Source organism: Brevibacillus sp. HB1.1 (assembly GCF_013332445.1).
Classification (GTDB): Bacteria; Bacillota; Bacilli; order Brevibacillales; family Brevibacillaceae; genus Brevibacillus; species Brevibacillus porteri.
On record NZ_JABMIV010000003.1, the window covers coordinates 409,841 to 433,144 of the forward strand.

The 23,304-nt window shown below is 47.5% G+C and carries 26 protein-coding genes; 12 read left to right on the plus strand and 14 right to left on the minus strand.

Annotated elements, in window-relative coordinates; genetic code table 11:
• Positions 1-5: 5 nt before the first annotated feature.
• Genes HPY27_RS11745 through HPY27_RS11755 form a run of 3 tightly spaced genes read left to right on the plus strand, consistent with a single transcriptional unit; the run spans position 6 to position 1,812 of the window.
• A complete protein-coding gene (locus tag HPY27_RS11745) occupies positions 6-743 on the plus strand; it encodes an MOSC domain-containing protein (protein ID WP_174225055.1) in 738 nt (245 codons plus the stop codon).
• Entirely contained in the window at positions 740-1,228 is a 489-nt protein-coding gene (locus tag HPY27_RS11750) for a YbaK/EbsC family protein (RefSeq protein WP_017250013.1), read from the plus strand. Before HPY27_RS11745 ends, HPY27_RS11750 begins: the two co-directional genes overlap by 4 nt.
• Positions 1,225-1,812 (plus strand): hypothetical protein, encoded by a 588-nt coding sequence (locus HPY27_RS11755; RefSeq protein ID WP_174225056.1) that lies wholly within the window; start codon positions 1,225-1,227, stop codon positions 1,810-1,812. Before HPY27_RS11750 ends, HPY27_RS11755 begins: the two co-directional genes overlap by 4 nt.
• A gap of 69 nt (positions 1,813-1,881) precedes the next feature.
• On the opposite strand, the gene HPY27_RS11760 is transcribed toward HPY27_RS11755, so the two are convergent.
• The 5 genes from HPY27_RS11760 to HPY27_RS11780 all read right to left on the minus strand — a co-directional run bounded on the left by HPY27_RS11760 (position 1,882) and on the right by HPY27_RS11780 (position 7,022).
• A complete protein-coding gene (locus HPY27_RS11760) occupies positions 1,882-3,135 on the minus strand; it encodes an MDR family MFS transporter (protein ID WP_017250015.1) in 1,254 nt (417 codons plus the stop codon).
• Between the two features lie 223 nt (positions 3,136-3,358).
• Complete coding sequence (locus HPY27_RS11765) at positions 3,359-3,850, minus strand: GNAT family N-acetyltransferase (RefSeq protein WP_174225057.1); 492 nt, start codon at positions 3,848-3,850, stop codon at positions 3,359-3,361.
• 55 nt (positions 3,851-3,905) lie between these two features.
• Complete coding sequence (locus tag HPY27_RS11770; RefSeq protein ID WP_017250017.1) at positions 3,906-4,613, minus strand: exonuclease domain-containing protein; 708 nt, start codon at positions 4,611-4,613, stop codon at positions 3,906-3,908.
• Positions 4,614-4,624: 11 nt separating this feature from the next.
• A complete protein-coding gene (locus HPY27_RS11775; RefSeq protein ID WP_254612878.1) occupies positions 4,625-5,794 on the minus strand; it encodes a DUF294 nucleotidyltransferase-like domain-containing protein in 1,170 nt (389 codons plus the stop codon).
• Positions 5,688-7,022, minus strand: a complete 1,335-nt coding sequence (locus HPY27_RS11780; protein ID WP_174225058.1) for an ammonium transporter — start codon at positions 7,020-7,022, stop codon at positions 5,688-5,690. The genes HPY27_RS11775 and HPY27_RS11780 overlap by 107 nt, the downstream gene beginning before the upstream one ends.
• Before the next feature lie 192 nt (positions 7,023-7,214).
• Between HPY27_RS11780 and HPY27_RS11785 the strand changes: the two genes are divergently transcribed.
• Positions 7,215-8,042 carry a MerR family transcriptional regulator gene (locus HPY27_RS11785; RefSeq protein ID WP_174225059.1) on the plus strand — a complete coding sequence of 276 codons (828 nt, stop codon included), beginning with the start codon at positions 7,215-7,217 and terminating at the stop codon, positions 8,040-8,042.
• A gap of 130 nt (positions 8,043-8,172) precedes the next feature.
• Positions 8,173-9,255: an agmatine deiminase family protein gene (locus HPY27_RS11790; protein WP_371736742.1), complete on the plus strand. Its 1,083-nt coding sequence runs from the start codon at positions 8,173-8,175 to the stop codon at positions 9,253-9,255.
• A 65-nt stretch (positions 9,256-9,320) separates the two neighbouring features.
• Here the strand turns inward: HPY27_RS11790 and HPY27_RS11795 are convergent, their stop codons facing one another.
• The 4 genes from HPY27_RS11795 to HPY27_RS11810 form a co-directional block, all read right to left on the minus strand.
• On the minus strand, positions 9,321-10,568 hold the full coding sequence (locus HPY27_RS11795; protein ID WP_174225060.1) for an MFS transporter: 1,248 nt from the start codon (positions 10,566-10,568) through the stop codon (positions 9,321-9,323).
• Positions 10,569-10,648: 80 nt separating this feature from the next.
• Positions 10,649-11,833, minus strand: a complete 1,185-nt coding sequence (locus HPY27_RS11800; RefSeq protein ID WP_174225061.1) for an MFS transporter — start codon at positions 11,831-11,833, stop codon at positions 10,649-10,651.
• Between the two features lie 76 nt (positions 11,834-11,909).
• Positions 11,910-12,200 (minus strand): ArsR/SmtB family transcription factor, encoded by a 291-nt coding sequence (locus HPY27_RS11805; protein ID WP_017250024.1) that lies wholly within the window; start codon positions 12,198-12,200, stop codon positions 11,910-11,912.
• A 49-nt stretch (positions 12,201-12,249) separates the two neighbouring features.
• Positions 12,250-12,408: a hypothetical protein gene (locus tag HPY27_RS11810; RefSeq protein ID WP_017250025.1), complete on the minus strand. Its 159-nt coding sequence runs from the start codon at positions 12,406-12,408 to the stop codon at positions 12,250-12,252.
• A gap of 136 nt (positions 12,409-12,544) precedes the next feature.
• Here HPY27_RS11810 and HPY27_RS11815 point away from each other — a divergent pair, with 136 nt between their 5' ends.
• Both HPY27_RS11815 and HPY27_RS11820 read left to right on the plus strand, forming a co-directional pair.
• Positions 12,545-12,904, plus strand: a complete 360-nt coding sequence (locus tag HPY27_RS11815) for a toprim domain-containing protein (RefSeq protein WP_017250026.1) — start codon at positions 12,545-12,547, stop codon at positions 12,902-12,904.
• Between the two features lie 64 nt (positions 12,905-12,968).
• On the plus strand, positions 12,969-13,175 hold the full coding sequence (locus tag HPY27_RS11820; protein WP_017250027.1) for a hypothetical protein: 207 nt from the start codon (positions 12,969-12,971) through the stop codon (positions 13,173-13,175).
• 33 nt (positions 13,176-13,208) lie between these two features.
• Here the strand turns inward: HPY27_RS11820 and HPY27_RS11825 are convergent, their stop codons facing one another.
• On the minus strand, positions 13,209-13,988 hold the full coding sequence (locus HPY27_RS11825) for an undecaprenyl-diphosphate phosphatase (protein WP_174225062.1): 780 nt from the start codon (positions 13,986-13,988) through the stop codon (positions 13,209-13,211).
• A 190-nt stretch (positions 13,989-14,178) separates the two neighbouring features.
• Between HPY27_RS11825 and HPY27_RS11830 the strand changes: the two genes are divergently transcribed.
• Positions 14,179-15,099: a CvfB family protein gene (locus HPY27_RS11830; protein WP_017250029.1), complete on the plus strand. Its 921-nt coding sequence runs from the start codon at positions 14,179-14,181 to the stop codon at positions 15,097-15,099.
• A 77-nt stretch (positions 15,100-15,176) separates the two neighbouring features.
• On the opposite strand, the gene HPY27_RS11835 is transcribed toward HPY27_RS11830, so the two are convergent.
• Genes HPY27_RS11835 through HPY27_RS11845 form a run of 3 tightly spaced genes read right to left on the minus strand, consistent with a single transcriptional unit; the run spans position 15,177 to position 18,647 of the window.
• A complete protein-coding gene (locus HPY27_RS11835; RefSeq protein WP_174225063.1) occupies positions 15,177-17,123 on the minus strand; it encodes a TRAP transporter permease in 1,947 nt (648 codons plus the stop codon).
• Positions 17,124-17,657, minus strand: coding sequence for a DUF1850 domain-containing protein (locus HPY27_RS11840; protein WP_174225064.1), 534 nt, complete (start codon positions 17,655-17,657; stop codon positions 17,124-17,126).
• Between the two features lie 6 nt (positions 17,658-17,663).
• Positions 17,664-18,647 carry a TAXI family TRAP transporter solute-binding subunit gene (locus HPY27_RS11845; RefSeq protein WP_174225065.1) on the minus strand — a complete coding sequence of 328 codons (984 nt, stop codon included), beginning with the start codon at positions 18,645-18,647 and terminating at the stop codon, positions 17,664-17,666.
• Between the two features lie 137 nt (positions 18,648-18,784).
• On the opposite strand from HPY27_RS11845, the gene HPY27_RS11850 reads away from it, so the two are divergent.
• The 3 genes from HPY27_RS11850 (at position 18,785) to HPY27_RS11860 (ending at position 22,189) form a co-directional block, all read left to right on the plus strand.
• Positions 18,785-20,068: a sensor histidine kinase gene (locus tag HPY27_RS11850; protein ID WP_174225066.1), complete on the plus strand. Its 1,284-nt coding sequence runs from the start codon at positions 18,785-18,787 to the stop codon at positions 20,066-20,068.
• A gap of 4 nt (positions 20,069-20,072) precedes the next feature.
• Entirely contained in the window at positions 20,073-21,011 is a 939-nt protein-coding gene (locus HPY27_RS11855; RefSeq protein WP_174225067.1) for a response regulator, read from the plus strand.
• Between the two features lie 122 nt (positions 21,012-21,133).
• Complete coding sequence (locus tag HPY27_RS11860) at positions 21,134-22,189, plus strand: tetraprenyl-beta-curcumene synthase family protein (protein ID WP_174225068.1); 1,056 nt, start codon at positions 21,134-21,136, stop codon at positions 22,187-22,189.
• An 11-nt stretch (positions 22,190-22,200) separates the two neighbouring features.
• Here HPY27_RS11860 and HPY27_RS11865 read toward each other — a convergent pair whose 3' ends face one another.
• Positions 22,201-22,374, minus strand: a complete 174-nt coding sequence (locus tag HPY27_RS11865) for a YlaF family protein (RefSeq protein WP_007722723.1) — start codon at positions 22,372-22,374, stop codon at positions 22,201-22,203.
• 119 nt (positions 22,375-22,493) lie between these two features.
• Here HPY27_RS11865 and HPY27_RS11870 point away from each other — a divergent pair, with 119 nt between their 5' ends.
• On the plus strand, positions 22,494-23,114 hold the full coding sequence (locus tag HPY27_RS11870; protein WP_017250036.1) for a PilZ domain-containing protein: 621 nt from the start codon (positions 22,494-22,496) through the stop codon (positions 23,112-23,114).
• Positions 23,115-23,304 lie beyond the last annotated feature (190 nt).

Sequence of the window (23,304 nt, forward strand, 5' to 3'; positions counted from 1 at the left end):
ACCAAATGAAAAAAGTAGGAACACTGCAAACCATTTTCCGTCATCCTGTCAAAGCAATGCGAGGGGAAGAGCTAGCATCAAGTACGGTCGATGAATTTGGCTTGTATGGAGACCGTGCCTATTATTTTTGGGACAATGCCCGGCAAGGTAAGTATCTCAGTGCGGATGTCGTGCCCGCTCTCATAGGGTATCATGCCAGCATGAGCGAAGGGACAGGAAAAGAAGCGTATCCGCCGATTCGGATCGAAGCCCGGGATGGCAGTGTACATAAGTGGGATGATGCTTTATTTGCTCATGTCGCGGAGACGGCGAATCGCTCCATTACACCTATGATTAGTAGTCCGCAAGAAGGCGGTGTGAACTGGGAAGACCACATTCTCCTGGTTACGGATGCTTCTCTTAGAGAGATCGCGCGGCAGATTGGCGCAGAGCAGGTAGATCCACGACGCTTTCGGGGGAATTTGGTCGTTGTCCTGGAGGATGATGAGCCGTTCGCGGAAGACAAATGGTTGGGCAAACAGATCAAAATCAATGATGTGACCTTGCAAGTCAACAAGCACTGCGAGCGCTGTGTATATGTCAATATCGACCCAGATACGTTGGCAATGACTCCTGCCGTATTGAAGGCATGCGTCAAGCGTCACAATAATCACTTCGGCGTCTATGCTTCAGTTGTCAAGACAGGCAGTGTGTCGCAAGGCGATGACGTTTTTTTAGTTGAGATTGGGAGTGAAGGGGAATGATCGCAAGCCCTCTGGAAAAGGTTCGTAGCTACGTACAACGCTATGACTCGAGCATCGAGCCGATATTGTTTGAACAGCCGTTGCCTACGTCCGAAGTGGCTGCACAGGCATTAGGTGTCGAGATCGGCCAAATCGCAAAGTCGATCTTGTTTCGGGTGGATGAGCAGTTCGCCTTGTTCGTGGCAGCAGGAGATGTACGAGTCCATCCCAAGCAAGTGAAGGCAGCGTTTGGACAAGGAAAGCCAAAGATGGCTACGCCGGAAGAGGTAGAAAAAATGACGGGCTTCCGTGTCGGAGCAGTTTGTCCGTTTGCTTTGCAGGAGGAAGTGCCTGTCTATGTGGATCGCTCCTTAAAGCGCTTTTCTGTGGTTTATACGGCGGCAGGTATCGCAGAATCACTTTTACCAGTCTCTTATGAGGCATTGCTAAAAATGACAGGGGCGAAGGAAATCGATGCGGCTTCGCCAGAAGGGAATCCAGAATGAAAAAATATGCAGTCTCTATCTCAGTAGCAGCAATAGTCGTAGTCGCGGGTCTTACCGTATTCGGAGGTTCTAACCAAACGACTGCAATTGAAAACAGCATTTCACATGAGAAAGAACAAAAAATGAACCATTCTGATTCTGCGTTTAAAAATATGACAACCAAAACGTACCTGAGTAATTACAGCAGCATAAGAGACGAATTAGCTGAAAAGGGTATTCACACGTTGCCATTTGCGCTTGAACTAGAGAAGAAAACAAACTTCTACCGCTTTTATTATCCAAAGCAAGAAAATTCGGCAAACGAAAAAGCGATATGGGTAAGCGTTATGCTGAGCGGTGATCAAAAAACAATAGACGGTATCATGTATGAAGGGGTTCCTGACGTTCATACAGTGAAGGCGATGATTCAAGCGACTGGACTTACCTGGACGCCGGAGTTGGATCAGTTCATTGCAAATACCAACGTTGCAAAAACACCAAAAGAAATGGTTGTTTCCGGTGTGAAAGTAACGATCGAAGGAACGCCAGCACAAATAAAAGTAATGGTTGACCCCGTGAAATTAGAAGCTCCGAAGAAATTATAATCTTGAACGAAAAAAGTGGTTGGCAGGAGGTTATCGCTGCTCAACCACTTCTTGTTTTTCGGCTATAGCTTATCCGTAATGAACTGACTCGCGTTTCTGAACGATTTGGAATAGCTTCATATAAAAAACGGCACTCAACAGAGAGCATAGCAAGATGAACGCGAAAACACCAATAGGCATGATCCACTCCGAAAGAATGACGGTTACGGGAGCGAGGAAGCGGCCGAGCGAGTACTGCAGGTTAGAGGCGCCCATGTACTGTCCTCGTGCATGTTCTGGTGCGTATTTGCTGACGAAGCTCTGCTCTACCGGCGTTCGCATTACTTCCCCTACTGTAAAAATGACCACGCATCCGAACAACAGCCATGCATTCGTCGTGAATCCCACCAAAAACATGCCCATGCCAAACAGCAGGGAGGACAAGAGGAAGACATTCCGGTCGCTCCAGTTCTCAAACCATTTGGTAACAGGCAGGGCGCACAGAACAAACAGAAGGCCGCTTATTCCCAGCATCCATCCGAAAATTTCCGTACTGCTAAGCGAGAGCGACCATGCTTTCCACGAGAGCAGTGTCTGCGCTGGGACGAATTCTTTTACATAGACGGCCAAAAATAAATCGAGCTGCACGATTGCGATCGTAATCAGCATGCCTGCGAAAATATAGATAGCAAAGGCTTTGTCGCGTAGAATGACGGTGTAGCTCTGCCATTGCTCCTTCATAACAGAAGGGAAATGGATGGAGGCGACAGAGCTTTTTACAGACTGTGGCAGTGTCTCTCTCACATGGAGCCAGATCGCAATCGAATACAAAAAAGTGACAAGCGCACAAGTCCATAGCAGCTCACTGCGGTATTGAAAGAAAAAGATGGCCCCCAACGCGGGTCCCAATACGGCGCCAATGTTCATGGCTGTAACGAAGGTAGCGAATATTCTGCGTCTGTCTTTTTCGGAGGTGAGATCAGCGACCATCGCAGAACTCGCCGGGCTGTATACCGCTTTGCCAAGTCCGATTCCAATAAACGCAAGATAATCGATCCAAGAAGAGAGGGAGAAGGCAAACAGGACAAACATGCCTGCCTGCAAAAACGCTCCTGACAGCATGACATATCGACGACCAAATCGGTCAGCCAAATAGCCGCCAAAAAGATTGCCGATCATACTCATAATCGGTGGCACTGTCATGAGTAACCCGGCAACATTTTTGCCAAAGGTATCACTAAAGTGGAGGGTAAGAAAGGGAAAGTACATCCAAAACAATAGGTTGAAAAGCGTCTCACCGATCAATCTGGTCTTCAGGTTCAGATCCCATGACAGCCATTGCACAGCAGGGTTACCTCCTGTTTTTGATTCCCTGGCCAGGTACACCTACTTTAGTGCAAATTTTCAAAAAGATATAGACTTATAATCATCCGTCAGTTACACTAATATCATAAGGGCTAAGGGATTAGACCCTGGCTTAAGATGTGCCACTTTTCGATATTCGCTTCCTACATAACAAATAAGCCGACACTTCCTTGTGAAAAGGGTGTCGGCTTTTCGTATGCTGTTACTTGACCATCCATTGATAGAAATGAACGTCGTGCCACTCTCCGAATTTAAATCCCACCTCTTGAAACTTCCCAGCCAATGAAAACCCGAACTTCTCATGCAGCTTCACGCTGGCGTCATTGCCCCCTACGATTCCGCTCACGATCGTATGGTATTCGAGTTGTCTGGCACGCTCCAAAATCGCACTCATCAAGGTCGTGCCGACACCTTTCCCGCTTTGATCGGGGGCGATATAAATAGACAGCTCGGTCGATTTTTGATAGGCGGGTTTCTCACGGAAAACGGACAGGCTGCAATAGCCGATCACGTTCCCTTCGTATTCGGCGACGATGATCGGATGTCTGTCACCGTGCTTGTGAAACCACACTTCGCGCTGGGCCAAGGTCTGTGGCTCCAAGTCAAATGTCGCAACCAGATTTTCTACCGCGTAGTTGTAAATAGCGAGCATTGCAGGTAGGTCACCCAGAACTGCGTCTCTGATTTGTAGCATGATATTCTCTCCTCATGTTGGTTGGTAGGACTTGTTGAACTTGTTCGAACTACTTCTAGCGTACGGCCTCGTAAACCTGCCGCAGGTTTGTAAATCCATGTGATTTTGCTTTCACCAAATACTTCGCCCAGAGCGTACCAGCGGCAACAGCGTCACAGTAAGCGTGATGCCTGCGTGAGATCGGGATGTCGTGTGCTGCACAGAGGGCGTCCAGCGAACCGTTGCCAATCGGATTGCTCAACAATCGGATGAGTAGCATCGTATCCAGCATGCGGTGGGTAAACGAACGCCGGCTCGTTTTCCAAAGTCCAGATCGTAAAAATTCACGTTCATGGCGAGAGTGATGGGCAACGAGTGGACGATCTCCAACGAATTGAAAAAAACGGGACAAAGCCTCTAGCAGCTCGGGAGCATCGGCAACCATATCATCGGTAATCCCGGTGAGAGAGCGGATGTGTGGAGGAATCGCCCGACCGGGATTGACCAACGTATAAAAAGAATCGCCGAGGAGGAGGTGCTCTCCTCTCATGGCGACGGCTCCCATCGATATAATCGCGTCTCCGTGATCGGGATAAAAACCGGTCGTTTCCAGATCGACGACGACAACCTCCAGATCGTGCAAAGGAATATCGGCACTGGAATCGACTGGTTTATTCGTTTTGGAGATGGAGCGCAAATAGGCGATGTGCTGTTTGTCATCTGCTATATCTGGCATAGCCCGGCTCATATGCCAAATGCGACCGAATAAGTCCCATTTTGCCACGCAATCTCCTCCTATCCCCCAAAAACGGACGGGAGCTTTTCTGTCATTTTTTGCAGGCGGATCGCCAGCTTCATGGATTGTCGTACCATCACTTGGGTGTCAGGAGAAAGCTCCCCTAGTTTGATATAGCTATTACTGGTGTATTGTCCATCTTCCCAATGGAGAGGAGCAATCAGGCGCAAACCTTGAATTTGCCGGAAGTACGCGGCTACCTCGTCACAAAAGCTTTTGCTCCAGACTCCTTTTTCACCGAGTAGATCCAATCGTTCCAAGGTAGAGCTGGCAAAGATGCCGTGCGCCAAGGCGAAATGCCGTACGCAATTCACTAGTGGCAAATAAATGCCGTACTTCACATTGATGGCGCCGCGGAAGCGTCCATGGACTTCAGGTAAAACTCTGCCGAATATTCCGAGTGGTACCCGATAATGCAACGTATTGCTTACCAGTCGATTCAGCAAAAAGGCGTTCCCTGCAAGCAATTGGCGGAAGCGGTCATGGACAGGAGTAAAAATGGCCGATTCGCCCCATAAGACACGCACATCACTTGCGAGCAGTAAATAACGAGCGTTCTCCCAGATGGGGTGAGAGACCCATCTGTCTATTTGGTCCAGCCATTGTTCGGTGCTACCTCGCCATTTTGGGGAGAGGCAAGTGACATTCCCTTGGCAGGGAGGATAACCGGCTACCTCCAGACCAGCAACGATTGTCGCCCCCAGTAATTGAAAGTAACCATGTATCTTTTCTGTTTCCTGTTCGCCTAGATGATCTGGCAGTTGATAGACGAGGCCGTTATCCTGATCGCTGATGAGTGCTTGCTCTGACCGTCCGCCACTGCCGAATTGCAGAAAGGCAAAGGGGACGGGAGGGGTACCCAAGCCCCTTTTGGCAAGGTCGTTCACTGCGAGGAGTACCCCTTGTCGGATAAGATTGTCGTGAATCAGATTGACGACAATGGAAAAGGGAGCCAGTTCCCCTGCGCGATTCAATGAACGCAACGGAGAAGGGTCCAACAATTCTCGTCGCAATAAGGCCAGCTCGCCAAAGGAGTCAACATTCCGTATTTTTTCCACTTGTTCAGGTGAGAGAGTGAGAGGTGCTGGTTTGGGTAGATGTAGCCGGTCGTACGCGTTCAGGCTGGAGTAGTTCGGGATAGCCGTATCCCCCATGTTCGCTAAGGTCAAGACCAACCACCTCTTCCTCTTCAGTGACTCGCAGGCCAATGGTTACTTTTAACACATACAAAATGATGAAGGCTACGACGAAAACGTAGAGCGCGGAGCCAGCCAAGCCCAACGCTTGAACCCCTAACTGATGCAGGCCGCCGCCATAAAACAGCCCAGGACCACCTACGCCGACCTTTTCGGCAAGCTCTGGAGTAGCGAATAAACCCGTGGACAACGTTCCCCAAATACCAGCCACCCCATGCACGGAAAAAGCGAAGACGGGATCATCAATCCCCATGCGATCAAACCAAATGGATGTATAAAATGTAAGAATACCTGACACAGCACCGATCACAACAGCTGCCCACGGATCGACGAAGGCGCAGGATGCTGTAATTGCGACGAGAGCAGCGAGGACGCCGTTGAGCATACTTGGAATATCTGCTTTCCCCATGACGATCCAGGAGATAGTGAGAGCGGCGACAGCGCCTGCTGCGGTAGCGAGATTGGTTGTGACGGCGATATAGCCGAAAAATCCAGATGTACTGCCGAGCGTGGAGCCGGCGTTAAAGCCGAACCAGCCGATCCAAAGAAACAGGACACCTAAGACAGAGTAGACTTGGTTGTGACCAGGAATCAGATTGGAGCTGCCGTCGCGATTGTATTTTCCAATGCGAGGCTTCAAAAGGATAGTGGCGACAAGTGCGACGATGGCACCTTGGAGATGGACAACTGTAGAACCAGCGAAGTCTTGCATCCCGAGTTGTGCCAACCAACCGCCGCCCCATACCCAGTGACCGACGACAGGATAGATGAGGACAGTAAACAGTACGCTGAAAATAAAATAAATGGACAGCTTGGCACGTTCGGCGAAACCACCCCAGGCGATCGCGAGTGAAACGGCTGCAAAAGCGAGCTGAAAGAGGAAGAGAATCGAGATAGGCACAGTTGCAGCGGAAAAAGCGGAGAAAGTGTCTTTTTGCATGCCATCAAAAAAGAATCCGGAAAGTCCGACGAAAGAGTTGCCGTCTCCAAACGTCAGACCAAAGCCAAACGCCCAAAAGGCAATCGAGCAGATGCCGAAGGTAAGGACCGTTTTGCCTGCGACGTGACCAGCGTTTTTCATGCGAGTAGAGCCAGCTTCCAGTAAGGCGAATCCAACCTGCATGAGAATGACCAGAATGGCCGAGACCATGACCCATGTGGCGTCAATGGCAGACGAGAGACTTGCGACAGTAGGTTCCATCCATCCACCTCTTATCCGTGTCAGATAATCTGACACTATTTTTATTTATGTCAGATTATATGACATGGAAATTCCGGTTGCAATTGTTTTTTTGCAAATAATGAGAAAATATCGTTGGTAGGTATCACCAGAGTCTCGATACTGAATGATATAATAGCTTCTTGAAATCATCACAAAGGGTAAGGGAGACATATGTACACAATCAGCAGATTTTCTCAGCTTTGCAAAATGAGTCCGCGCATGTTGCGACACTATGACAAGGAAGAACTTTTGAAGCCCTTGCATGTCGATGAAACGAATGGATACAGATACTATGAAAAGAGTCAATTAGAAACGGCATTACTTATCAATAAGTTGAAAGAATACAGATTTTCTCTGCCAGAGATTAAAACGATCCTTCAGACATCCGACAGGAAATTTTTTATCGAATTCATCCACTCGAAAATAAATGAACTGTCCAATGAGGTGAATCGTTATAGACAGATCATTGCAGAAATGCAGGAGATGATTGAAAAAAAGGAAGATATCATTCGAGGAAAGAGAAGAACGTACGATATATTGCTCGGAATGAGAAAGGAAGTAAGTATCATCAGTCAAAGCTTGCAAATTCCTATTGCGGACATGGACAAGTACATTGATTCTATATACGCGCAAGCGGAAGAAAATCATATTCAGTTACTTGGTGCTCCGTCTGTTTTGTTTTTAGATGAAGAATTCACCCCTGACAACAGTAATATTGAGTTGATGATCCCGATCATTCATGAGAACGGCTGCAATACAGCAAGCGAATGGCAGATCAAACTGCTCCCCGAGCAGTTTATTGCTACTACTTTGCATTTCGGAAGTTATGACGATATCGGATACGCGCATATGGCACTTGAAGAGTGGGCAGATAGCAACGGCTACCGTCTGGATGGTCTGCCTTACGAAACCTACTTGAAAGGCCCAGAATGTGACAGCCCTGCCTGTGAGTATGTGACACAGATCAGTTTTCCTATCATGAAAAAAGCGAGACAATAACTGCTTGACCTTGACGCTATGTCAAGGCTTACTCTACTTTTGCGGGAAAGCTACCAGAATAAGAGGGGATTATGAAATGAAGAAGATAATGGTACTGTGCTCAGGGGTCGTCTTAACAGCTGGGATCTTAATGGGGTGTATGCCAAGTAAGGCCGAGGAGAGTCAAAACATGAAAAAACAATACGTAGGCAAATACACAATGCCGGATGAAAAAAGCAAGCATGAAGGTACGTGGTTAGTATGGCCGCATAACTTTACGTATGGGAAAGGTTATCAAGAAGAGGTTGAGTCCATTTGGATCGAGATGACAGCTGCCTTAAGTGAAGGGGAAAATGTCCATATTGTCGCTTATGATGAATACGAAAAGGACTATATTTATGATCTTCTGTATGAGGAAGGTATCCATATGGACAAAATCGACTTCTACATTGCTCCTACGGACGATGTATGGTCAAGGGACACTGCGCCGATTTTTGTATACGACAAGGATAAGAACTTGAAAATGATGGACTGGGGATTTAACGGATGGGGCAAGAAAACGCCGTATAAAAAAGATGCATTACTTTCAAGCAAGCTAAGCAAGCAAACAGGAATGGAACGAATTGATTTGAATGAGCTTGTTCTTGAAGGTGGAGCGTTTGAATTGGACGGGAATGGTACATTTTTATCGACACGCAGTGCTGTTACGAATAAAAATAGAAATCCCAAATTTTCAGAAGCAAATGTTGAGAAGTATATGAAAGAATATCTTGGTGCGACGAATTTTATTTGGCTAGATGGTGTACCAGGCCTCGATATTACAGATTTTCATATTGATGGTTTTGCCAAATTTTATGATCAGTCAACGATTATTACGATGAAGGAAGAGGATTTAGAGGAATGGGGTGTCTCGAATAAGGATATCCAAACATTGCTGAAGGCGAAGAATGCCTTGGGTAAGCCGTATAAGTACGTGAATTTACCAATCAGTAAGCACAATGTCATTTTAGAGAATGGAAAGGACTTGGGATACAAAGGCTCCTATGTGAATTTCTATATTGGGAATACCGTTGTCCTAGTGCCGAATTATCATGATCCGAATGACAAAATCGCAAACGAGATCATCCAAAAGCTATACCCTGACCGTGAAGTGATTGGCATTGATGTCAGAGAGCTTTATAAACATGGTGGGATGATTCATTGTGTGACACAACAACAGCCAGTTGAAATGTAGGAAAACAAAAAGCCGTTGATTCCTTGAAGGAGGAAAAAACGGCTTTTTGGTATGAAAAAAGCTACTTATGCAGATGAGGATTGGTGTTGTTCCGTTGGTTTTCGTTTTTCAATCAGAAAGCCTGCGAAGCTCATGACAGCGAGGAATAGTCCACTAACGAAAAAAAGCTGCTCGACGGGCCATTTGCCCATCCAGATTGCACCGAGGCTGCTGGACAATGTGCAAAAGAAAGTGAACATGAGCATGTTGATCGCAAAAATTTTGCCTGTACTGTTGCTGGATGCTTTGATTTGAATGGCAGTCACGGTCGGGATACCAATGAGCGGTCCTCCGATCCCTGCCACGGCTGCTCCGAGGAAGGCAATCCAGTGAGCGGTACCTCCTGCCGTAAGCAACAGGAATCCGACTGCCTGAAACACCCAACCAATCATAATCACAAACAAATAGCGAGTGTAGAACGATCGCGCCATGTACAGGCTTCCTAGCAAGTTCCCGATCCCGTAAAAGCCCAACAAGACAGCTAATGTACTTCCGTTTCCTTGTTGCATGCGTTCGGCCATGAATGGGAAGCCCACCGTGTAAGTGACCTGCCAAACGAGAAAGCCCATATTGCTAAAGAGAAGAATCAAGAACAGAGCACGATTTTGTTTTAGCTCCTGTAAACCTGCGGCAATATCCCGGGCGTACTGCCTGGGTGTCATTTTCGTAGGAGATACCCCTCGTTGATCGGTCAACGAAATACGGATGGCATAAAGGAACAAGACGGAAATTAAATAGCTGCCTGCGTTCACAAAAAACAAAGTAGACAGCGGCATAATCGAAGCGACCAGTCCAATTGACATTGGCGCAATAATCCGAATCGTTCGGAAAGTCGTATCCAAGATGGCATTTGCTCGCCCTAGCTGCTCTTGGGGAACCACTGATTTGAGTGCAACGGTTCGCGCTGGCTGAAACAGACTGGAGAACAACCCCAACAAGAATTGGGCTGCCAGAAAAAAAGCAAACTCTTCCACACCCAAGTAGACCATGATGCCAACCGTGATCGCGACAAGAATTCGAGCAACATCCGCACCCACCATGAGCATGCGCGGGCTGTACCGGTCAGCCATAACTCCGCCGACGAGGTAAAACATCAGACCCGCCACCATTTCCGGGATTGCGAGCAGGCTGAGCACCGTACCCGATTTGGTTGCTTGGAGCAAATACCAGAGTAATGCGAAGCTGTAGCAATGATCACCGATGCTTGCTGTCATTTGCGCAAGCCAAAGCTTGAGGAACGAACTGTTTTTCCATAAAGATGGGGATGAATCCACGTTGACCCTCTCCGTCCTGCTGACTGCGGTAAAATGAATGTGACCATAGCGTAGCAAGGCGAAGAGGGAAAGTAAAGAACTCAAGCTTGAGAGGTTACATTTAATTTACCCGTCCTCAAAACAAAGAGAAGATAGGCGATAAGAAAAGTGAAGGTGGCGAAGGTGCTGACCCCCGCGAATCCAAAAATAGAATACAAATTGCCTGCGAAAGAAGAGGCAATGAAAGTTCCGATGTACATACAGGCGTTGGCCAAGCTCGATATGGTACCGCGCGAGGTGTCGGACAATGATTGCAAGTACCCCATCAGGACAGGCACGAGTACACCGCCGAAGCAGTACATGAAGAAGAGGACAACCTGCAAAAAGCCGACTCCCGGTATGTAAGGCAAAACAAGATAGAGCAGGGCGCTACCCAGAAACCCAACGGTCAAAATCGTATTTGTCTTCCAACGCTCGAGTAACCAACCGCTGAGTAAGCTGCCAACGGTGTTGCCAAGCCCGATAACGAAAGTGATCAAGCCAATTTGGGTAACGGATTGCTGATATTGATCGGAAAGCCATACGCCATAGAATGAAAAGACTGCATAGACACCCGTCATGAAAACGAAATAGCCGATAAAGCTGCGTGAAGCTTGAGGCAGTCGCAACAGATCCATGTAACGTGCAAAAATAGCCACCCGGGCGTTGTTTGTTCCAAGTCCGGCTATGGCGGTAGGAGGCAATAAATCGGGAAGTTTTCGGATGATGAGTACAAAAGCTCCGAGAGAAGCAATTCCTACAGCCAAAAAAGGAAACGACCAATGATAAGCGGACAAAAAACTGCCTATAGGTACACCGATCACTTGGGAAACCGAAAGACCTGCCATGACAATCCCCATAGCTTTTCCGATACGAGCAGGGGGAAACAAAACAGGAATGGCAGCCCACACTTGAGGACCGATAAAGGCAGAGAAGGTCCCGGCAAGAAAGCGAAAGAAGAGCATCGCGGCGAAACTAGGTGCAAAGGCGCATGCAAGTGTGGAAAGTGCAAATCCGAGCATACCGAATGCCATCACATGTTTCCTGTTTCGATTATCGGATAGCGGACCGGCGACTAAAGCGGTCAAAGCAAATCCGAGAGCATACGTTCCGATCAGCCAGGCTGCCTGGTTAGTGGATACGTGATATAACTCTCGCAAGGTTGGCAGCAGTGGGCTAATGATAAATGTATTCGTACCTATCAAAAACATGGTGAAGAAAAAGATCATCAAAAATAGGCGTTCCATAAAAAATCTCTCCTCGTTGTTTTGTGATTCTATAGTTAAATAACTTTTGAACTGATGAGCAAAAAAAGGATACCAATCACAAGGTATCTAAAAAGCCAGGCAATATTTGATCGAAGGTTTCTTTATATATGCTCATGTACCGTGCTTGTCCATCCTTTCTGACTTTGATCAGTCCTGCCTCTCGAAGTGTCTTGAAATGATAGGAGGCATTGGACTTGGAGGTGTCGCAGGTAAAGCCTACTTCTGTACAATTTAGCTCGTTGCCGGAATGATACAAGGTCTTTAAAATGGCTAGCCTTGTCTCATCTGCCAACGCTTTAAAAATCTTGATTCGCTTTTCGGTTAGTTCAAGTTGTTCAATATTCATAAAACTATCTTACTAAGGAAACTCTATCCAGGCAACCATTTCATTCCTTTTATTTTTGATTCTTCCTATTTTCGTTGTTGTGTTGATGCTGATAGGATGATCCTTGGTTGTCTTCAGTATGCGTATCATCCGCAACTGTACTGCTGGTAAGCCCTGCAACAGCCAAGCCTTTTTGATTCAAGTTTTTGGCACTTTTGAATTTGGACATGGTACAACCCCCTGTTCGATAATGGATGCTTTCTTAAGATGTCTTGTTTCGAAAGGGAGTAGTCATCCTCATTTTCCTAGGTGAGAGTTGAGGTATACTATAAAAAAACGTGCGTGCGTCAGGAGGATGGGAACGGATGGCAGGGTGTGTCATGATCGTGGAGGGGAAGACAGACAAAGAACGCTTGCTTCGGGTGCTGGCTGAGCCTGTCACTATTCTTTGTACATACGGTTCCTACAGCTTGGAAAAAGGGGAAAAGTTGCTCGCCCAAACAGAAGCAGCAGATGCAGATGAGGTATACCTATTTACCGATGAAGATGACAGCGGGAAAAAATTGCGAACCCATTTAAGTGAAGACTTTCCTGATGCGATCCATCTGCATACACCGAAAATGTACAGAGAGGTTGCCGACACGCCTCTTTTCGTACTGGCAGAAATTCTGGAGCAAGCAGGCTTTGCGGTAATTGTGCCTCATCCTGATCTTGGAGAGCGGTAAGGGGATAAAACACCGTTTCATCGGCTATAACAGTAGTAAATGGAATGGTGGAGGTGCGAGGCAATTGCGTAGTTTGATGACGTTTTTTAATCGAATGAACATTATGGTGTGGCTGGTAGGTATCTTTGTTGCTCATGCCGCACTCTATCTGGTGCTGGGGACGGCGACGTGGCTGGCTACTTCGCTTTTGGCAACAGCGTTTTATGGCATTATTTTATTGGTAGGCAAATTAATTGCCAGCCGTTATCCAGACAAGGAAGAAAGTAGATGAAAGCCGGCGAGCAAGCAGCCGGCTTTTTTCGCATTACCAGCCCAAGAGCTGCATGAGTAAAATTAACCCACCCAATACCCAGACGTAGATAGCGAAGCCTTTCATCGAGCCTGTACTGATGATGGTAAGCATCCAGCGAATGGCTACATATCCAGCTAGTCCGGCAAACAGGGTGCCCACGAGCATCGGGATCCATAAAGCTGTTTCAAGCGGTGTTTCTACGAGCTTGGCTGTTTGTAAGACACAAGCACCCAGAATCGCAGGCAAGGATATTAAAAACGAAAAGCGCGCAGCATCAGAACGGTCGATTCCGCGCAGGAGAGCACCGGCAATCGTCAGCCCTGAGCGGGAAATAGCAGGTAGGATCGCTGCACCTTGCAGTGTTCCGATGATGAGGGCGTCCGTGTAGTTGATTTCCTCGAATCTCCGATTTCCACGGCGCATGGACTCCACTGCCCAGAGGATCGCGCCTGTCGCAAGAAATTCCCAGCCGATCGTAATGCCTGTCTGGGAGATTTCTTCAAAATAATCTTCAAAGGCGAGTCCGATCACTGCGGTAGGGATCGTGCCTACGACCAATAGCTTTGTCAGCTTGCTCATCGGATTCATGATGATAAAACGAACCTGTGGCCAAAAGACAATAACGACAGCGATTAGCGTACCGAAATGAAGCATCGTGTCAAATAAAAGGCCTACCTCCTGCATGCCAAACATTTTGCGAAATAGGACGAGATGACCCGTGCTTGATATCGGTAAAAATTCAGTCAAGCCTTGTACAATGCCGAGAAAAATATGTTCAAGCAACAACAGCATAGGCAAGAGTCACTCCAGTCTTGGAAAAGTAGGGCCAAGCCAGTCTTACTGTCATATGTATGTCCGTGAATGGAAGACTTGCCTATTTCGTTTCGCATCGTTATTTTGTTAGAAAAAAGTTGTGGTATTTTCTTGCGGGGGATGGGTATAGTTAGTGTGCACAATGGTAGAGAGCGAGGAAAAAATAAATATGTACAAAAGACAAATGCGTGAAAAGCGTGAGCCCCAAATCATTCAGAACGGCAATTTGGAGGCAGGGATGACGCTTACCATGACGGTAGCGCGAAAAACGGAAATCGGCTATTTTTTGCGCGATGGCAAAGATGAAGTGTTTCTCCATGCCAATGAAGCGCACGAGCGTTTACATATCGATGATGAGGTCGAAGTGTTTTTGTACCATGATCACGAAAACCGACTGGCTGCGACCATGGACATGCCTCATGTCGGCATGGGTGAATACGGCTGGCTGGAAGTAGTGGACATCTCTCCGCGCATGGGTGTATTCCTTGACAACGGCATTAACAAGGATCTGCTCTTGTTCATCGATGACCTGCCCAAGCATAGCGATGAATGGCCGCGTCCCAAGGATCAAATGCTGGTAGCGCTGAAGCAAGACAAGCTCGGCAGACTCTTGGCAAAGCCGGTCACTGAAAACGAAATCGTCAAGATCGCAGCAATGGCAGATCAGAGTATGAAGAACAAGTCTGTCGAGGGTACGGTCTACAAAGTGATTCAAGCAGGTGCATTCCTGTTGACGGAAGACGAGCATATCCTTTTCATTCATCGTGATGAAATGGTAGGACGTCTGCGCCTCGGACAAACTGTGCGCTGCCGTATTAGCTTTGTACGTGAGGATGGCCGTCTGAACGGTTCTATGAAAGAACGCAAGGAAGTACAGTATGGCGAAGATGCGGACAAGCTGCTGCGCTATTTGATCAATCGTGACGGGGCGATGCCTTACACCGATTCGACAGAAGCGGATGTCATCCGAGAAAAATTCCAAATGAGCAAGTCCAGCTTCAAGCGGGCACTCGGCAAGCTGATGAAGGAACGCCGCGTGGAGCAAGTAGACGGCTGGACCAAAATGATTCGAAGCGAACAAGAAGAATAAAAGAAGAAAACCCTCCTAGGCAAGAGAGCTTCCTGGCAACAGGAAATGAATGCTTGGGAGGGTTTTTGTTTGTTTTCTTATATTGTCGTTTGCACAGATTGTTTTTGCTTACGGGCTTTGTAATACGATAAGGAAAAAACGAGCCCTAGCAAAATAAAACCGGCGATATCCGTTTCGATCCCAGGGATGACCGCGAGCACGCCACCTGCAACTGCGAGGATACGTTCCAAGACGTTTAGCTTGGACATCCAATAGCCGATCAACCCTGCTCCCACCCCGATCATCCCAAGCGTTGAAGTCAGCATAACCCAAATCGATTCGAGCAAGGTGGTATTAATCAGCAGCAAGGCTGGTGAGATGACGAAAATATAGGGAGCCATAAAAGCAGCGATTGATAGCCGCGTGGATTCTACACCTGTCCGGATCGGCTTTGACTTGGCGATGCCTGATGCGGCAAAGGCAGCAAGCGCAACTGGCGGCGTGATGTCTGCAACGATTCCGAAGTAGAATGTAAACATGTGAGCAGCGATAGCTGGTACACCCAATTGAATGAGTGCCGGGGCAGCGATGGTAGAAGTGATGATGTAGTTCGCCGTCGTAGGTGTTCCCATGCCCAAGATAAGCGATGCGATCATCGTGAAAAACAGCGTAAGGAAAAGCTGACCGCCAGCCAAATCAATCAAGCCATTTGCCAGCTTCAATCCGATCCCAGTCAACGTAATCGTACCGACGATAATTCCGGCACACGCAGTTGCGGCCACGACACCGAGAGCCATTCTGGCACCTGAGGCAAGTGCTTCTAAAATATCAGCAATAGACATGCGGGTTTCTTTTCGGAAGGCGCCCACGATAATGGTGGAGATGATGCCGATAATCGCGGAGCGCTCGGCTGATATGTTCATCATCAGAGCGGTAATAATGATCACGATGGGGAGGAGCAAGTACATTTTTTTCAAAACTTCTTTTTTGTTCGGTAGTTCTTCCTTGGAGAGTCCGCGTAACCCGAGGCGCTTTGCTTCGAAGTGCGTCATAATCCAGATGCCCACGAAAAATAAAATCGCAGGAAGGATTGCAGATTTGGCGATTTCCAAGTAAGGAACGCCGATGAATTCCGCCATCAAAAAGGCAGCAGCCCCCATGACAGGCGGCATGATTTGTCCACCAGTAGAGGACGAGGCCTCCACCGCCGCGGCAAATTCGGAACGATAGCCGAGCCGTTTCATCATCGGGATGGTAAAGGCGCCGGAGGTAACGACATTGGCAACGGAGCTGCCGCTAATCGTCCCTTGCAAGGCGCTGGAAAATACGGCCACCTTCGCAGGGCCACCGATTCGTCTGCCTGCAATGACCAGCGACAAATCGTTAAAATACTCACCGACCCCTGTTTTTTCGAGAAACGCGCCAAATAGCACAAACAAAAAGATGAAGGTAGAGGAAACGGCGAGCGGAGTACCGAGAATACCCTCTAGTGTGTAGTAGCTGTGCCCAATAATCCGCTCGACATCACTGCCGCGATGCTCCAAAAAGCCTGGCATGTAAGGTCCGAAGTAGGTGTATAAAAGAAAAATAGTGGCGATGAGAGCGATTGGAATTCCGACGACTCGTCGTGCAGCCTCTAGGACGAACGCGATGGCAATACCGCCGACCACCATATCCATCGTCGTATAGTTACCTGTTCGGGTCACGAGTCCTTCGTAGTCAATGACCCAATACAGCGATACGAAGACACCCAACAAGGCGAGAATCATGTTCACGATTCCGATTTTGTTACGGTTGCCTTTGGATGTTCCTGCATATAACAGATAGACAAGTGCCAGTCCGAAGGCCAAGTGGATCGGACGATGAATCTGGGGAGGCAGCGTGAAGAAAAGCGTGCTGGATAACTGGTACAGGGAGAAGAGGACAAGTAGACCAAAAGAAATCCACTTCATAGGACCCGCGAGCTGGCGTGTGGCTGATTCCTTGTCATATTGCGCGATCAGCTTATCCATCTCTTGTTGGTTCATATTCGTTGTTGTACTCATCTAGTAACCTCCTAACTCGCTCAGAATGGATCGCTTTTCTGCCTGAATCGTGATGGCTTCTCCTGGCTTGTCGATCAAGCTCAACGGAATATCCTGTCCAGCGAAAAGCAACGTATGATTAGCCCGTACTTGCCCGATAAAAAGCCGCAGGGCAGGAAAAGAGCGCTGCATATTGCGAATGTGGAATCGTCCATCGGCCAGAATCAGCTCCTCGCCAGGAGCCAATTCATTTTCCATGCCGATACCGTAGTCGTGAAAGCTCATCTCTGACAAAATAATTTGACCATCTACAATCCGGTATTGCTCCTCGATTGTCGACCGATGAATGGAATGAGTCCAGCGGATGCCAAAGGCTGCTTCATTGTATATGTTTGCACGCCAAACTACCTGATTCGATTGAGTATCCCGGATAACCAGAGCGGGAATCAGCGGAGTGGCGATGCCCACATAAATGACAATGACGAGAAGAAAGAAGGAGAAAAGGCGGAACAACGTCCGCCCTCTTTGCTTTGATACTTCCTGGATAAAAACCATCTGGCTTTACTTCACGCCTTTTTCGTCAAAGTACTTTTGGGCGCCCGGGTGAACAGGGATGCTGACGCCGTTCTTCACGTTCTCCAGCTTGATTTCTTTGGCTTTGGCGTGACCGAGCTTGTCGCTGTTCTCAAAGATCGCCTTTGTTACTTTGTACACGAGGCCTTCACTGAGATCGGAGCGAATCAAAAGCATTGATTTGACGGAGACGGTGGTCACTTCTTCCGGAACGGTTTGGTACGTATTGGCTGGGACGGTTGTTTTCACGTAGTAAGGGTATTTGGCGATGATCGCATCGATTTTGTCCGCATCAATAGGAATGATTTTTACGCCAGTTGTTGCTGCCAGCTCCGTGATTGCTGCGGTAGGCGTACCAGCAGTTTGGAAGGCAGCATCCAATTGGCCGTCCTGAATGGCTTTGGCTGAGTCAGCGAAGGAGAGGCGCTGGAGCTTGGTGTCTTCAAAGGTCATGCCATATGCTTCTAAAATTTGCTGAGCGTTCACTTCAGTGCCGCTTCCTGGAGCGCCTACAGATACGCGCTTATCTTTCAAATCGGCAACGCTTTTAATATTGCTGTCAGCAGAGACGACGACTTGGATGGTCTCATCGTAGAGAGCGCCCAATGCTTGGAAGGAATCAATTTTACCGTCTTGCTGGAACATGTTCGTTCCTTTTGACGCATACTCGGCAATGTCATTTTGCGTGAAGGCGATGTCCGCCTTTTTATCACGAAGGAGGCGAATGTTTTCTGCTGAAGCGCCTGTGGCTTGTGCTGTAGCAGTGAGGCCAGCGTTTTTCGTTATATGGTCAGCCATGCCGCCACCGAGTGGGAAATAAGTGCCGCCTGTACCGCCTGTTGCAATAATTAATTGGGAGGGATCGGCGCCTCCACCTGCACCTCCTTGTGAAGAGTTGCCACCACCACATGCCGTGATGAGCGACATGGACAGAAGTAGTGTGAGCGAGAGAAGAAAATGACGATTCTTCAAGATAATTCCCCCTAGTCTAAATGTTCTGTTTATATAACTTTCCTTGGCATTGTAAGGGGAGGTCTATAAAAAACTACAAAAATCTATAGAAAAATATAGTAAACTAAGAAATAAACAGGAAGTGCGGGCAACATTGTATGAGAGAGACCCTTTCGATCCTGCTGCTTATGCTCATTGCTGTCCCGATTGCCGGGGAGCTCAAATTCCACCCGTTTCAAGATGATTTCCGCATTAGCTTTGGTACAACGGCTTTTTTCTTTTTTTTATTGTGGCTGCGTCCTTCTTTCTTGGCAGGGATAGTAACTGGATTAATTGTTGTTCTATTTAGAATAATCTTAGATTTCTTGTATGGAGATGTCTTTTCGTTTCTGCCTTCTCTTCAGATGCATTTCCCCGCCTTTTGCTATTACGCTACCTTTGCTTGTCTATTCTCGCTCTTGCGCGTTAATACACTACATCATCGACCGCTTTGGGTGGGACTGTTGGGGACAGTCTCAGAAATAGCTGCCAATTTGGTAGAGCTGTCCTTTCGTGCTGTGTCCTGGGAGGGAGTCTTTCAGCTGGAGGTCGTAGGGCCGATTGCCGTCATTGCTTTGATACGCAGTTTTTTTGTCCTTAGTTTTTTCAATATGATTCAGCTGCGTCAGGCGAAATGGATGGAAAAGCAACAGCGCAATCGAAACGAGCAGATGTTGATGCTCATTTCCAACTTGTACGAGGAATCTGTTCATCTAAAAAAGACATTGCATCAGGTCGAGGAAATCACGCGCAGCTGCTATGAGTTGTATCGCGAGATGAACGAGGTGGAGCACAAGGATGGGACGAGCAAGCGATATGCAAAGCGGCTACTGTCCCTTGCCGGACAAGTGCATGAAGTGAAAAAGGACAATCAACGCATATATGCAGGCCTTTCCAAGCTGATTACTGACGAGAACGAACGAGATTATATGCCACTGGGCGAATTGATTGCTATTATTGTTCAGGTGCAACGAAAGTACGCGAGACTGTTGGAGAAGGACATTCAGTTTGAAACGAATGTGGAGGTGCCCTATCTCGCTTGCCACATTTACACGACACTCTCACTCATCAACAATCTGGTCGGCAACAGTGTTGAAGCAATCCGTGACCAGGGGATGGTCTCGATCGTTGCCTCCATTGACGAGAGTCAGGAGTGGATTCATTTTGATGTGACCGATGATGGGCCAGGCATTGTGGTGGAGGACAAGGAGCTCTTGTTCATGCCTGGATTCACGACCAAATACGACGTATCGGGCAGGCCTTCCACGGGGATAGGACTTTCATACGTAAAGGAAGTGACAGACAATCTCCAAGGAAGGATTGATATAGCCGAGGCCTCGTGCGGACAAACCACACAATTTTGCATTCGCCTGCCAATCGCAACTCTGATTCAGAAAGGGTGACCTAATGCGCTACTTCATCGTGGACGACGATCCGGCGATTCGATTCATGCTCGCTCAGATCATAGAGGATGCTGATTTGGGAGAGGTATGTGGGGAAGCAGAGGATGGTTTACAGATTGACCACGATTTTTTGAATTGGAAGCAAGTAGACATCTTGTTGATTGATCTTTTGATGCCGAATCGAGATGGCATTGAAACAGTGCGCCAACTGAGGCGTTTTACAGGCAAGATTGTCATGATCTCGCAAATCGAAACGAAGGAGATAATCGCAGAGGCGTATGCGACAGGGATCGAATACTACGTGACCAAACCGGTGAATCGACTGGAGGTCATCAGTGTTCTGCAAAAGGTACGGGAACGCATATTGCTGCAGCAATCCATCGAGGGTATTCAGCGGTCGCTTTCCGTTTTGTCCGGCAGTATGAACGTGACGGCAGCTCTTTCAAAAGAAACAACGTATCCTGAAAAGGGGATCTTGTCTTCCGCACGGTTTCTCTTAACCGAACTGGGGATGATTAGCGAAAAAGGCAGCAAAGATTTACTCGACATGATGGAGTGGCTGTATCACTGGGAGAAGGAAAGGGATGGGGAAGTGAATCTCCCACCTTTACGCGATATTTTTTGGGCGATTGCTGCCCGCAAGCTGGGTAAGGGAGTGACTGTCCTGATCCAAAAGGAAACGAAGGCCGCTGAGCAACGGGTTCGCAGAGCCATTTATCAGGCATTAACCCATCTGGCTTCCCTTGGGCTGACTGATTACAGTAATCCCAAATTCGAGAGCTACGCGACCACATTCTTTGATTTTACCGAGGTGCGAAAACGCATGTTGGAGCTGGAGAATCAGATGGAAATGACGATCTCTTCTACTCGTATCAATACCAAAAAGTTTATTTTTGTACTCTATATGGAGTCAAAAAGACGAATTGGTGTATTTCAGGGCTGATTTTTGGAGTGGGCATCCAAATGTGATAAGATATTTCTATTGGTCATGAGCGAGGGCTTCGATGTAAGCTGATAAAAGCTTGGGAATGCCTCCGTTTTACATTTGTTTTGGGAGGGAAGTAAGTGAGCGAACTACGTAATCCATGGCAGCTACTTTACCGAGTCTATCGTCATGTGCAACCTGTTCTGGAGCGAGAGTTTGCGGCCTGGTACAAAAGAGCACAGGCGATTCCCAATCCCGAGCTGAGAAAACAGGCACAAGACAGCATGAACTCCAAAAAGTTTCACTGCCAAGGGGGATGTGTTTATGCTGCACAGGTCATCCCGCATGTAGAGACAATTGTCCCGCTGATTGTCGCCTACCAAACGATCAGTGACTACTTGGATAATCTGTGTGATCGCAGCACGTCATTAGACCCGCAAGACTTCCGTCAGCTTCACGTGTCGATGCAGGATGCACTGACACCAGGCGCGCCATTACGCGACTATTATTTGTACCGCGTGGATAAGGATGACGGCGGCTTTTTGGCTGGGCTGGTTCAGACCTGTCAACAACATGTCGCACAATTGCCAGCCTATGAAAAAATCCAGGCAAAGATACTCGAGTTTTCTTGTTTGTATAGTGATTTGCAAGTATACAAGCACATTGCTCCCCATTTGCGCGAGGATCACTTGTTGACGTGGTGGGATCAGTATCAGGAACGCTATCATGATTTGTACTGGCAAGAATTTGCGGCTGTCACAGGCTCGACCATCGGGATATTCGCTCTTTTTTGCTTGTCGACTGATCCAGATGTAGGGGAAGAGCAAATTCAAATGGTAAGTGAAGCTTACTTTCCATGGCTGTGCGGGTTACATATTTTATTAGACTATTTAATTGACCTGGAAGAAGATAAAATGGGTGGAGATTTAAACTTTGTGAGCTATTACGATTCAGAACGGATAGCGACTGAACGCTTGAAGCTTTTCATAGAACAAGCAAAGGCAAGCGTTAAACGCTTGCCAAATCCTGCATTTCACCGTATGATCGTGGACGGGCTAGTCGCGTTTTATCTCGCGGATCGCAAGGTGAATCGGAGCCAGCCACACATTTATACTATCGCTAGACAACTACTGAAGCAGGCAAAGGGCTTGCCCTCTGTCCTGTTTTATGTGAACAGTTTACTTGTACGGCGATAACGGAGAAGAGGTTAGCGCATATGCTTGCGCTTGTACGAAAAGCCAAATCCCATCAACGAGAAGGCAACAACGATACAGCCAAGGATACCGAGGGGGCTTTTTTCCCCAATGGCAATGCCAACTCCGATGAGACAGGCGGTTACCAAAAATGCCAAAGCCAGTGTTACCAATTGATAACGATTCATCGGTCTGTAACCTCCTATCTGTCAATGTTCCCATTATACCTTATTTTCCGCGAAAAGCATCCAGGTAAAGATTTCGGAAATCCCGGTAATATAATTGTGCGAAGTGGTGGAGAACGCAGATGGAAAGCATAATACAAATTAGAAAAGGGAATCGAGTGATAGAAGGTCATGTTACCTATGAAGAAGGAGACTTGATCGAAGCCGTATTTCCCAGCCCATTGGATGTCACTGTAGGGGATCAGATCCCTTGTCTATTGACGGCTGATTATGAAACGATCAATACGTTTGAAGCCGTAGTCGTGGCTAAAGACAAAAATCGCTTGTTTTTGTTCCACTCTCCAACAGCTACTGAATTTCGGGAACAGCGCAGACGCTATCCCCGTTTCGACATGGAGGTTAAGGGCTGGATCCAGTATCCGACGCAGGAGCCAGACTCATTTTTTTCCGTTTATAGCCAAATGGTGTACTTGGTGAATTTGAGCCTGGGAGGCTTGGCATTCCGCTCAGACAAACATATTCCTGCGGATCAGCAAATTGTTTTTTCCTTTGAATTGCATGGTCGCAATCGCCCGGATGGGGTAGTGAAAACTGACCTGGTTATCATTCATGAACGAATAGAAGGTCCGAACTATTTTTACGGCTGTACGATCAAAGGAATCAATGCACGTCACTTTCACAATTTGCGAAAGTACATTTTGCATCGACAAATCGAGGAACGAAGACAAGTGAATATCGAGTAGGTCTTTTCGTGAATTGGTTCAATGGGGACCAATTTTTTTTTTGTCTTTTTTCCGGGGTAGATTAGGAGGGGCTGTAGTGGGGGGAAGAAGCGGATTTCCAGTCTACGCTTCAACCTACGCCCTGCCGGGAGGCGGGGGCTGTCCGCTACGGAATGAATGTCGGGAGCGCTTCAAACGTTGAAGTTTCAAG

Coding starts and splice junctions, on each gene's coding strand:
- HPY27_RS11745 (WP_174225055.1), top strand. CDS start 6: ATGAAAAAAGTAGGAACACTGCAAACCATTTTCCGTCATCCTGTCAAA.
- HPY27_RS11750 (WP_017250013.1), top strand. CDS start 740: ATGATCGCAAGCCCTCTGGAAAAGGTTCGTAGCTACGTACAACGCTAT.
- HPY27_RS11755 (WP_174225056.1), top strand. CDS start 1,225: ATGAAAAAATATGCAGTCTCTATCTCAGTAGCAGCAATAGTCGTAGTC.
- HPY27_RS11765 (WP_174225057.1), bottom strand. CDS start 3,850: ATGCTACAAATCAGAGACGCAGTTCTGGGTGACCTACCTGCAATGCTC.
- HPY27_RS11780 (WP_174225058.1), bottom strand. CDS start 7,022: ATGGAACCTACTGTCGCAAGTCTCTCGTCTGCCATTGACGCCACATGG.
- HPY27_RS11785 (WP_174225059.1), top strand. CDS start 7,215: ATGTACACAATCAGCAGATTTTCTCAGCTTTGCAAAATGAGTCCGCGC.
- HPY27_RS11790 (WP_371736742.1), top strand. CDS start 8,173: ATGGGGTGTATGCCAAGTAAGGCCGAGGAGAGTCAAAACATGAAAAAA.
- HPY27_RS11800 (WP_174225061.1), bottom strand. CDS start 11,833: ATGGAACGCCTATTTTTGATGATCTTTTTCTTCACCATGTTTTTGATA.
- HPY27_RS11805 (WP_017250024.1), bottom strand. CDS start 12,200: ATGAATATTGAACAACTTGAACTAACCGAAAAGCGAATCAAGATTTTT.
- HPY27_RS11810 (WP_017250025.1), bottom strand. CDS start 12,408: ATGTCCAAATTCAAAAGTGCCAAAAACTTGAATCAAAAAGGCTTGGCT.
- HPY27_RS11815 (WP_017250026.1), top strand. CDS start 12,545: ATGGCAGGGTGTGTCATGATCGTGGAGGGGAAGACAGACAAAGAACGC.
- HPY27_RS11825 (WP_174225062.1), bottom strand. CDS start 13,988: ATGCTGTTGTTGCTTGAACATATTTTTCTCGGCATTGTACAAGGCTTG.
- HPY27_RS11830 (WP_017250029.1), top strand. CDS start 14,179: ATGTACAAAAGACAAATGCGTGAAAAGCGTGAGCCCCAAATCATTCAG.
- HPY27_RS11835 (WP_174225063.1), bottom strand. CDS start 17,123: ATGAGTACAACAACGAATATGAACCAACAAGAGATGGATAAGCTGATC.
- HPY27_RS11840 (WP_174225064.1), bottom strand. CDS start 17,657: ATGGTTTTTATCCAGGAAGTATCAAAGCAAAGAGGGCGGACGTTGTTC.
- HPY27_RS11850 (WP_174225066.1), top strand. CDS start 18,785: ATGAGAGAGACCCTTTCGATCCTGCTGCTTATGCTCATTGCTGTCCCG.
- HPY27_RS11855 (WP_174225067.1), top strand. CDS start 20,073: ATGCGCTACTTCATCGTGGACGACGATCCGGCGATTCGATTCATGCTC.
- HPY27_RS11865 (WP_007722723.1), bottom strand. CDS start 22,374: ATGAATCGTTATCAATTGGTAACACTGGCTTTGGCATTTTTGGTAACC.
- HPY27_RS11870 (WP_017250036.1), top strand. CDS start 22,494: ATGGAAAGCATAATACAAATTAGAAAAGGGAATCGAGTGATAGAAGGT.